Genomic DNA, 10,844 nt, shown 5'->3' on the forward strand with positions numbered 1-10,844 from the left:
CCAATTGCGTCACTAATCTTATAAATTTTTGCTGCCAGTTTCGTATACGTTAAGTGAGCATAAATATTCAATGTTATTTTATTGAGTAAATGTAATTGACTGTAGGAACTGTTATACGTTAGAATAACGGTAAGATAACTTGAGAAGGAATAACACTGGGTCCCAAAATGGGGTAAGTACTTTTGTACTGAGCATTCCTATGTGCCTGGGGTTATCTTTTTTTATTTCTGTGCTTTTAAACTTTTAACAAATGTTGTAGGGTTCTTTTCAATCTGTTTGACGATAAATTCGACGAATTGTTGAGAATAAGTATAGCTATGCTGTTTACCGATGACGTGCTGATAAGCATACTTAGTGTTTTGTTTGATATTATAAAAATCAATGATCAGGTTTAATACATATTGATTGAAGCCGGATGGGTAACCCAACCTTATATTCTTTTTTACCAGACGTGTTTGAACTGCTTTGATCACGTTATTATATGAATACTTATGGGTATCCGAAGGGTCTTTCAAGTCTTTAATAAAAGCAACATCGTTGTTTGAAGAATGATCTACTTTAACTGTAAAGTCTGCTTCATCTTTTTTCTTAGTAATATATAGGTTCTGTTTAATATTTATAGAGAAACGATCGGAATCATATTCTTGACTGAGAACATCAATCTCATTTGCCTGCGTTATAAACTTTTCGGCGATTTCTGGTGGATACTTTAATTGAATTTGTTCGTTAGATAATGGTTCATAGCTGGCTGAAATCGTTAAAAAGTTTTGTGGGATATAGTCGGTCATGTCGACTGAATGAAATCTATTAATTTCAGTTACAAAATTTAAAACGCATGCTTAAAATAATGGTGCATACTTAACCTCATAGTCCTCAGTAATATAATGTGTGCTGATATTTCTAAGATCAATAATCTTTTCTAAGTTCAAACGAATTCTGGTGTTCTTGTCCGTATATATTTTTGCGATGACGTTAGATACACTAAGAGTTCTATCAGAGTCGTCTTTGTAATATATGCTTTTACCTTGATTTAGTAATTCGGCTTTTAGCATCAACTCCCAAGCGTTAATTGCAAAAAATGAAAAGCCTTCAATTCGATAGTGAATAGTTGGCTTGTTATAAATCTCAATGCCCATGACAAATGCTTCGATACTTTTCTTCACCAAACGATTTGATAAATTTTCCATCTACTCACATTCTTTCTATATCTTAATTTTGTGTTCATTCCTAGCTTTTTGGGGAACAGAGTTTGTTTTTTACCATAAAAACTTGATAAGGAGTCCAATTAATACAATTGAAATTCCAGCAATTGTCAGCATATTTTTAAAAAAATTGGTTTCTTGTTCGGCGAACTTGGTGTCAATTTGGGAACCCAAGTGATCAATCTTATTAGATAATCGTTCCTCAGTTAATTTTAGTTCGGCATGAGTCACATACTTATCCTTATTATCAATAGTCCTTGGGGGCTGGTCAAATTTTTCCATTTAAAATTCTGATATATTACGCGTTGTGCTAGTTAATCCCCAATATTCTCAGATTATGCACTAACAGACATTGTTCAAGTCGCGATTGAAATTCATTCAAAGACCAAATTCGAAACTGTTTAATATCAAATAGATCGATTAATTGTGCGAACACTGTTTCAATTTTTTGACGCTTTTGGACTAGAAAACACTGGTTCTGCTTAGGCTGTGGTATGTTTCGCCGAACTGGTGTCCAGAAGTTAATTTCCTGATTTGCCAAGTCTTATTTTAGTGCTTTACTTAAATAACCAACATCCGCTAAGATTTGCGGGCTTGGATATTCATTCAAAAGAGTTTTAACCGATATTAGCAGTATCTCGAAATGCTTTAGCCAGAAAATTTCTAATCGGTGCACAAATTGGCATTGGTAAGCTATCAATTATCGTATAGGTTAGTTCACCAATTGCGGTCTTGGTTAAGCCAACACGAATAAACTGAATAACCTTACCTGCCAAACGACATAAGCGATTGCATCTTGAGCGTTCTGGTAAGGTTCCTTTGGGAAAAACACAGGTTTCCAAGAAATGATAGAAGCGAGTTTGAACGGTTATTTTAAGATCGACTTGCCAGCACATTAGGACAATGATCAATTGATCTGAAAGCTTGGCCTGCTTGATATTGCGACGGTGTTGGATAGATTGCGGAACAAACGACAGGTATAAAGGTTGAATAATTTGAAGCCATTTTTCAAGTTCAGATTGTAATTGAACATTAAGTTGGATAGAATTTAGTTGGCCTAAATAGCTAACACCTCTAAGTCTTAGAATGCTTGAAGTGTAGCCTGTTTAGGCTATTTTTATGCTTTAGAGATTTTGGTTAATTAACTAGCACAACGCGTATATTAATTGTATCCAACCGTAATTATCGACGAGCGTTTTTTCCAGTTGTTTGGAACTTTTTTACAAGTCATAAGGATGTCTATATATCTAATCGTGTTTATGATGAGATACTAAAATTAGATGATGATTTGTGTGAGTGGACCAAAGATAATTACAAAAACCGAGTGTTATCAGTAGAAGATTCAGTTGTTGAGTACGCCCGGGTGATTAATTATGTGACATCATCTGGTAAATGGGAAGCAGCGGGTTATGAAGAATGGTCTAGAGACGGAGCCAAAGCTGATCCATGGCTTATTGCTTGTGCAATGAAGCATGATTTGATAATTGTCACTGATGAAAATAACACTGGGCCTAATGGGGCTCCTACTCGAAATGAGCCTAAAATTCCTTTTGTAGCAGATCACTTTAATGTAAAAACAATGAATTTTTGGAGCTTCTTAGATAGTGAGCATTTTAAAGCACAATAAAGTGGTAAATCGAAAAAGTGAGGTAGCCTTGTCATCCATCCGGATAATAATGTTATCTCACTTTTTGCATTGATAGTTAGGGTTATTACCAGCTATTCCGCTATTAAGTCTAATTAAAAAGCCCAACAACCCAACTCAGCAGTTCGCAAGCTAAACAAATTGACCGCGCCCCCAATTCCAGTGATATGATAAAACCAGTTATCAAGCTAACTAAACTAACCAAAAGAGAGCGGGTCATCAACATGATCAACAAATGGCTACTAGGGATCAGTCTTGGGGGATTAATCGGTTGCGGGGGCGTTTTAGTTGGACAGGCGGCAACTCATTACACGGTCAAACCAGTGTCCACTACGGCTAAGCAGGCTTATTTAACAGCTAGCACGACTGGTAAGCTGTATCAATTTAATGGCACTAACGAACATTTAACGCTGAAGCCAGTACACCAATTAGCCAACTTTCCACATACCAAGTGGACCCGAATCAAGCGTAGTTACCTAACTAAAAATGGTAAAACCTATCTATATTACTATGTTAAAAACAAAACGGGTAAAACTGGCTGGGTCTGGCATGGCTATCTTAAACCAACGGGAATGCTCAAATTAAACGTGCCACTGATCGCTCAGCGGCCAGAATTACCGACTGGCTGTGAAATTGTTGCCACCACCATGATGCTGCAATACGCTGGTTCCAAAGCAACCAAGCTGCAAGTCACCAAACGCGTGCCGCGCAGCGCTAATCCTAAGCATGGTTTCGTCAACAGTCCTTACAATAATCGGGGACATGGTCATTATGTCTACCCAGAAGGCTTGTTAACCACGGTCAAACACTATCTTGGTACCGCTGTTGACCTGACCGGCAGTCGGCTGCCACAATTAAAGCGCCAGTTGAATAATGACCATCCCATCGTTACTTGGATGGCAGGGCTAGATGGCTTTAACACGCATAGTGTCACAGTTACCGGCTATTCTAAAACGCAGATCATGTATAACGACCCCTGGACTAACCGCAAAACCAGTCTCACTAACGCCCAATTTCTTAAATATTGGTAACGTAACCATTACCGGGCCCTCAGTTACTAAGGAAGTTTAAAACAATCCTTAAAAATCAGCCAAGTTTTATAAAAAAACATAAAAAATACGCTAATTTGATACACAAAAAGTGATACAGTCTTCTGTATCACTTTTTGTGTATCAATATAAACCCTTTCATAGCGGACTTTACCAATTAGTGTATTTTGGCACGGAAGTTGCATATATATTAGTGAGTGCAAAAAGATTGCGCTTACAGTATCACAATAAAATTTAAGTTGCAGGCTTTAGACATTATTTATTCCTTTTTAGATGACTGCAACTAAAAAAATAGGAGGTACAAAGATGGTAGGCATTATCATTGCTAGTCACGGTGAATTCGCCAAGGGCATCTATCAATCCGGATCAATGATCTTCGGTGAACAAGAAAATGTTCAACCAGTTACATTGATGCCTAGCGAAGGACCTGATGACATCAAGGCCAAATTGGAAAAAGCAATTGCTTCTTTCGATGACCAAGACCAAGTCTTATTCTTAGTCGACCTTTGGGGCGGCACACCATTCAACCAAGTCAATGGCTTGTTTGAAGCACATAAGGACAAATGGGCGATTGTTGCCGGTTTGAACTTACCAATGTTGATTGAAGCTTATGCGTCACGGCTCTCAATGAACTCAGCACACGAAATTGCTACTCATATTATTGAAACAGCAAAAGACGGTGTGAAGGTTCGGCCAGAAGCATTAGCACCTAAGGAAGCACCTAAAGCGGCAGCTGACAACTCAGCAAACGCTGGTCGTCCTGGGAAATTCGATTATGTATTGGCTCGGATCGACTCACGGTTACTTCACGGTCAAGTTGCAACGGCCTGGAGTAAAACAGTTAACCCAACTCGGATTATCGTTGTTTCTGATAACGTTGCTAAAGACAACTTACGGACTCAAATGATTATCCAAGCGGCACCAAATGGGGTTAAAGCCCACGTGGTACCAATTGATCAAATGATCAAGTTAGCTAAGGATGACAAACACTTCGGTGGTCAAAAGGCCTTGCTTTTATTCGAAACACCGCAAGATGCTTTGAAAGCCATCAAGGGCGGTGTTCCATTGGATACCTTAAACATTGGGTCAATGGCACACTCTGCTGGTAAAGTTCAACCAAACAAAGTTTTGGCCTTTAGCCAAGATGATATCGATACTTACCATGAATTGGAAAAGATGGGCGTCAAGATGGACGTTCGTAAAGTACCAACTGATGGTCAAGATAACCTCGATCACATCATGGATAAAGCTGAAAAGATGTTGAAAGAACAAGCAAACAATTAATTAACTATCGGAGAAAAATGGAGGATTAAATCATGAATTTGAACGCGATTCAAATGATTTTAGTCGTATTAGTCGCATTTTTAGCTGGTATGGAAGGTATTTTGGATGAATTCCATTTCCATCAACCAGTTGTAGCGTGCGCCTTAATCGGCTTAGTTACCGGACAATTAGTCCCATGTATCATCTTAGGTGGTAGTCTTCAAATGATCGCTTTAGGCTGGTCAAACGTTGGTGCTGCCGTTGCCCCTGATGCTGCATTAGCTGCCATTGCATCTGCAATTATTTTAGTACTTGGTGGCCAAGGCCGTGCCGGAGTTTCATCAGCCATTGCGATTGCCGTTCCTTTGGCCGTTGCTGGTTTGTTACTCACTATTCTTGCTCGTACGATTGCAACCTTGATCGTCCACATCATGGACCGTGCTGCTGAAGAAGGTAGCTTTGCTAAAATCGATATGTGGCAAATGATCGCCATTGCAATGCAAGGTCTTCGTATTGCTATTCCAGCTGCTTTAATCTTAGCCGTTGGTGCTGGCCCTGTTAAAGCAATGTTGAACGCGATGCCTACTTGGTTGACTGATGGTTTGTCAATCGGTGGTGGGATGGTTGTTGCCGTTGGGTATGCCATGGTTATTAACATGATGGCTACTCGTGAAGTATGGCCATTCTTCGTTTTAGGTTTCGTCTTAGCTGCGATTTCTGAATTAACCTTGATTGCCTTAGGTGGTATCGGTGTTGCCATGGCCTTAATCTACTTGAACCTTTCTAAGATGGGTGGTTCAGGTAACGGTGGCGGTGGTTCCAATACTGGTGACCCTGTCGGCGACATTATCGACAAGTATTAGTGAAGGAGGAAAACTAAAATGGCTGATCAAATTAAATTAACTAAAAGTGATCGTATTCATGTTTGGTGGCGTTCGACGTTCCTCCAAGGTTCTTGGAACTATGAACGTATGCAAAACGGTGGTTGGGCTTACTCATTAATCCCAGCTTTAAAGAAGTTATATACTACTAAAGAAGACCGTGCCGCTGCTTTGAAGCGTCATATGGAATTCTTCAACACTCATCCTTACGTGGCTTCACCAATTATTGGTGTTACCATGGCGCTTGAAGAGGAACGTTCTAATGGGGCTCCCATTGACGACGTTACGATTCAAGGGGTTAAAGTTGGGATGATGGGTCCTTTGGCTGGTGTTGGTGACCCTGTGTTCTGGTTCACTGCTAAGCCTATTATTGGTGCCTTAGCTGCTTCCCTTGCTTTGGGTGGTAGTATCATGGGCCCTATCTTGTACTTCGTTGTTTGGAATATCATTCGGATGGCTTTCATGTGGTATACACAAGAACTTGGCTACAAAGCTGGGTCTGCGATTACCGATGACTTATCTGGTGGTATTTTGCAAGACATCACTAAAGGTGCTTCAATCTTAGGGATGTTCATCTTGCCAGCCTTAATCGAACGGTGGGTCAATGTTGACTTCAGTCCGGTTAAAGTTTCAAGTATCAAACAAGCTTCTGGTGCTTACATTGACTGGAACAAATTGCCAGCCGGTGCTAAAGGTGTCAAAGAAGCCTTAGTTCAACAAAAAGCTGGTTTATCATTGGACAAGTACAAGGTTACGACCTTGCAAGATAACTTGAATCAATTGATTCCAGGTTTAGCTGCACTTATTATTACTTTCCTCTGCATGTGGTTATTAAAGAAGAAAGTTTCACCAATCATCATCATCTTCGGCTTATTCGCCTTTGGTGTTATCATGCATGTCCTTGGTGTTATGTAAAAAGCATTTGATTCAATCTGAGTCACTGACTTAGATCGAGGGATGGACTCCAACGGGTTCATCCCTTTTTGTTTAAACGGCGCCTTTGCCAAAAAGCTGCCGGCGCCGTATAATCGGTGTTATCAAGAGAAAGAAATGGAGTAAGTCAAATGGTCCAATCAATCAATACAAAAGTCGACTTAGTAATTGCCGGTAATTCTCATCTAGGGTTAACCGATTATGGCAAAATTATGATCGGTGATAAGGGTTTTGAATTTTATGATGACCGCAATATTCGTAACTATATCCAGATTCCATGGGATGAGGTGGATATCGTGATTGTTTCGGTGATGTTCAAAGGGCGCTGGATTCCACGATACGCACTGAAGACTAAGAAGAATGGGACTTACGCGTTTTCTTCGAAGAACCCGAAAAAAGTATTGCGCGTGATTCGGAAGTATATCTCGCCGGATCGCATGTTGCAATCACTGAGCTTCTTTGATGTGATGAAGCGATTATTTAAAGGTAAGAATCGTGATAGTTATTTGAAGTAGTTACAAGGAAGTCATTCAATTGAATGGCTTCTTTTTTTAACGCTATAATCGGCCATTATCAGCTGTTTCAATGGTGCTAGTTGATTTTATCCGTATCTCGATACTAGTGTTAGGGTGAAAAACGGCGTTAACGATTCCTCAATGGGCCAAGCTTTCAAGTTGAAGTTTTCACAAGCCTTAACTGTGGTAATTGCAGAAAGGAAACTAATAACAGCGGGACTAACGACCGGATTGACCAATTGTTTTATCGCGAACAATCGATTTTGCGTCCAAGTGAATAGTGTATCAACACACTGTGTGTTAAACTGTAGAGTATCAACGTGTATCAATACACTTAAAATTGCAACCGGTTACTGAATGATCAAAAGGAGCGAACGTGATTGACTAGAAAAGCTCGAATTTACGACTACGTTTGTCAGTATGGGGACGCGAGTGGTCTGACGACTAAAGCGGTGGCCGCAGCACTGGCATTGGCCCGTTCGAACGTCAGTAAAGAATTAAATACGTTAGTACGCGATGGTGACTTAGAGAAGTTATCTGGTCGGCCAGTGCGGTACGTGCCATCGGGATCCGTGATCCCGGCAACCGTGGCTACGACTTCAGTTGGCACTGCGACTAAGGCCAAGGTAACCAAGTCGCGGCCAGCTAAGGTCCATCCCCAAGCACCCGTGACTTATGACACGACCCATGATCTCTTTGATAGCATGATTGGGGCTAAAGAAAGTTTACAAGGTCAAGTGGAACAAGCGAAAGCGGCTATTCTCTATCCACCCCGGGGCTTGAATACGTTAGTAATTGGCCCGACTGGGTCTGGGAAGACTTATTTTGCGAATACGATGTATCAATTTGCAGAATCGCAGAACGTGTTAACCAATCCCCAAGGGTTAATTACCTTTAACTGTGCGGATTATGCCCATAATCCAGAATTGTTGATGTCACACTTATTTGGGTACATTAAAGGGTCCTTTACTGGCGCCAATGAAGATAAAGATGGCTTGATTCAAGAAGCGGATGGCGGCATGTTGTTCTTAGATGAAGTCCACCGGCTCCCGCCAGAAGGTCAGGAAATGATCTTCTACTTTATGGATCACGGGACGTATTCACGGTTAGGTGAAACGACTAAGAGCCATCATGCTAACGTGCGGTTAGTCTGTGCCACGACGGAAGATCCGAAAAGTTCTTTATTACAGACGTTCGTGCGCCGGATTCCGATTACGATTCAATTGCCAGCCTTTAACGACCGTTCAGCCAAAGAACGGCTAGAGCTATTAAAAGCCTTACTTTCCATTGAAGCTAACCGGATTAATAAGCAGATTCGTTTGACTGAAGATGTGGTCCAGGCCTTACTGGGTTCCGTGACGTTTGGGAACGTTGGCCAATTAAAGTCCAACATTCAGTTGGTCTGTGCGCAAGGCTTCGTGAACAGTATTGAGAATGATTCGGAAATCGATATTACGATGGATGACTTACCCGAGAATATTCGCGGTGGCCTAGTGACTGTAGCATCGAATCGGCATGAACTTGGCGCCATTTCGGAATTGTTAGATCCGTTTCTAATAGTCAAGCCGAATGATGGGCCGATGCCACTACGCAATAAAAATGATAATTATGAATTACCTTATAATTTATACGAGATTATTGGCGATAAAGCGTCGTTGTTGCGGCGTGAAGGCTTAGATAAGGAACATATCAATCGATTTATTACGACCGACATTAACTTACATCTGAAGTCATTTTACAAGCAGACGCAGATGGAAATCTCACCGGAAAACAAGCTCGCTGAAATCGTTGATCAAGACGTGATCGACTTTACCAAAACGGCTCAAGCGACGATCCAGGAGATGCTTGGTTATAACTTTAAAGATAATTTTATTTATGCGGTTAGCTTGCATATCAGTTCGTTCATCAAGCGCATTCAGGCGGGAAAGCCGATGCGGCAGATGAGCCAGGATATGTTAGCGATGGTTAAAGACTATCCGGCTGAGATCAAGGCTGCCCAGTACTTAAAGCATGCGTTAGACGAACGCTATCATTTACCCATTCCACAATCGGAAGTTTATTATTTAGCTATTTTATTGATTTCATTAAAGTCGATGCAGATGGATGGCAAGATTGGCGTGTTAGTCGCAGCGCATGGGATGAGTACCGCTTCTTCCATGGCGCAAGTGGTGGGTCAGCTCTTAGATGACTATGATGTCGGCGCGTTTGATATGCCGCTAGACATGGATCCCAACGTGGCCTATACCCGGATCAAAGAGCAGATTATTAAGCTCGATGCGGGAAATGGGGTCTTAATGTTGGTCGATATGGGCTCACTAACGACCTTTGGCAAACGCATTCAAGCGGCAACCAATATTAAGATCCGCACGATTGATATGGTGACCACCCCAGTTGTGCTAGAGGCGGTACGTAAAGCCAGTTTGATTGATAGCGATCTGGATACGATTTATCATGAGTTAGTTGGGTTTAAAGGCTATTCGCGGATCTCACGGAATTTGCCGACAGCCGCCCCGGCGGATGCACCGCAACCAGAACCGACCGTGGACGCTAATCATCGTGCGATTATTGCGATTTGCTCGACGGGTGTCGGGACGGCGGAACGGATTAAGACGATTTTGGATAGTTTATTAGCTCAGAACTTTATTGAAGGCATTACTGTGTTCCCAGTGTCGGTTGTGAATATGCAGGAACGTTTAGCACAGATCAATCAATCGTATCAGATTATTGCGGCGACGGGGATTGCGAAGCCCGACCTAAAGGTGCCGTTTATCTCACTGGAGGAATTGCTACAAGGTGGTGGAGAGAAGTTCATCGACCAACTAGCGATGGGTTTAAACGCCCCGCAAAGCAAGCTGACGGACTTAAAAGAACTGACGCCAGAATTATGTGAGCGGTACTTAGGGGATTACTTTACTTTCTTAAATCCGCGTAAGTTGACGACGATTCTATGGCAGTATAGTGAAACGATTGGCAAGCAACTAGCGAAGCCGATGCCGAATGCGTTTCGGATTGATCTAATTATGCATCTGGCGGGCGCGTTAGAACGCACCGCAATTAAAGACCAGATTACCGCGCCAGCCGAAGAGATGACGACCTTGGACGAATCGCCATGGTATCCAATTGTGACAACGGCCAATCAACAGATTACCGATCAATTGCAGCTCGCCTTTTCAGCAGCCGAAACGTATTATATTGTGCAATTGTTAGAAACGCATCAAGCAGAATTAAAGTGATACACTAATTGGCATGCTTTTTGCATGTATGCTAATGACAAGTTAAAAAAGCATTGTGGTATTAAGTCAAGGAAGGATGATGGCGAAGCTTAATAGAAATCAGCGCTTTGAAGGTATACTTCC

At 41.5% G+C, this 10,844-nt stretch carries 7 protein-coding genes and 1 pseudogene; 7 read left to right on the plus strand and 1 reads right to left on the minus strand.

Features of this window, described 5'->3' with window-relative positions:
- Positions 1 to 221: 221 nt before the first annotated feature.
- Positions 222 to 1,187, minus strand: a pseudogene (locus FFM80_RS12460) (DUF3644 domain-containing protein).
- A 1,180-nt stretch (positions 1,188 to 2,367) separates the two neighbouring features.
- On the opposite strand from FFM80_RS12460, the gene FFM80_RS12470 reads away from it, so the two are divergent.
- From FFM80_RS12470 to FFM80_RS12500, 7 genes are all read left to right on the plus strand, one after another.
- A complete protein-coding gene (locus tag FFM80_RS12470) occupies positions 2,368 to 2,829 on the plus strand; it encodes a DUF4411 family protein (protein WP_223877363.1) in 462 nt (153 codons plus the stop codon).
- Positions 2,830 to 3,071: 242 nt separating this feature from the next.
- The gene (locus FFM80_RS12475) at positions 3,072 to 3,878 is read left to right on the plus strand and encodes a C39 family peptidase (protein WP_171001116.1); all 807 of its coding nucleotides are present in this window, start codon (positions 3,072 to 3,074) and stop codon (positions 3,876 to 3,878) included.
- Positions 3,879 to 4,202: 324 nt separating this feature from the next.
- Positions 4,203 to 5,180 carry a mannose/fructose/sorbose PTS transporter subunit IIA gene (locus FFM80_RS12480; RefSeq protein WP_137641096.1) on the plus strand — a complete coding sequence of 326 codons (978 nt, stop codon included), beginning with the start codon at positions 4,203 to 4,205 and terminating at the stop codon, positions 5,178 to 5,180.
- Positions 5,181 to 5,212: 32 nt separating this feature from the next.
- Positions 5,213 to 6,022 (plus strand): PTS mannose/fructose/sorbose transporter subunit IIC, encoded by an 810-nt coding sequence (locus FFM80_RS12485; RefSeq protein WP_137641097.1) that lies wholly within the window; start codon positions 5,213 to 5,215, stop codon positions 6,020 to 6,022.
- 18 nt (positions 6,023 to 6,040) lie between these two features.
- Positions 6,041 to 6,955, plus strand: a complete 915-nt coding sequence (locus FFM80_RS12490) for a PTS system mannose/fructose/sorbose family transporter subunit IID (protein WP_137641098.1) — start codon at positions 6,041 to 6,043, stop codon at positions 6,953 to 6,955.
- Between the two features lie 149 nt (positions 6,956 to 7,104).
- Positions 7,105 to 7,488: a DUF956 family protein gene (locus tag FFM80_RS12495; protein WP_137635869.1), complete on the plus strand. Its 384-nt coding sequence runs from the start codon at positions 7,105 to 7,107 to the stop codon at positions 7,486 to 7,488.
- A 380-nt stretch (positions 7,489 to 7,868) separates the two neighbouring features.
- A complete protein-coding gene (locus FFM80_RS12500; protein ID WP_137641099.1) occupies positions 7,869 to 10,721 on the plus strand; it encodes a sigma-54-dependent transcriptional regulator in 2,853 nt (950 codons plus the stop codon).
- Positions 10,722 to 10,844: the final 123 nt, after the last annotated feature.

The sequence above is a fragment of the Lactiplantibacillus dongliensis genome (genome assembly GCF_005405105.1).
GTDB classification, from domain to species: Bacteria; Bacillota; Bacilli; order Lactobacillales; family Lactobacillaceae; genus Lactiplantibacillus; species Lactiplantibacillus dongliensis.

Coding starts and splice junctions, on each gene's coding strand:
- FFM80_RS12490 (WP_137641098.1), top strand. CDS start 6,041: ATGGCTGATCAAATTAAATTAACTAAAAGTGATCGTATTCATGTTTGG.
- FFM80_RS12495 (WP_137635869.1), top strand. CDS start 7,105: ATGGTCCAATCAATCAATACAAAAGTCGACTTAGTAATTGCCGGTAAT.
- FFM80_RS12480 (WP_137641096.1), top strand. CDS start 4,203: ATGGTAGGCATTATCATTGCTAGTCACGGTGAATTCGCCAAGGGCATC.
- FFM80_RS12475 (WP_171001116.1), top strand. CDS start 3,072: ATGATCAACAAATGGCTACTAGGGATCAGTCTTGGGGGATTAATCGGT.
- FFM80_RS12485 (WP_137641097.1), top strand. CDS start 5,213: ATGAATTTGAACGCGATTCAAATGATTTTAGTCGTATTAGTCGCATTT.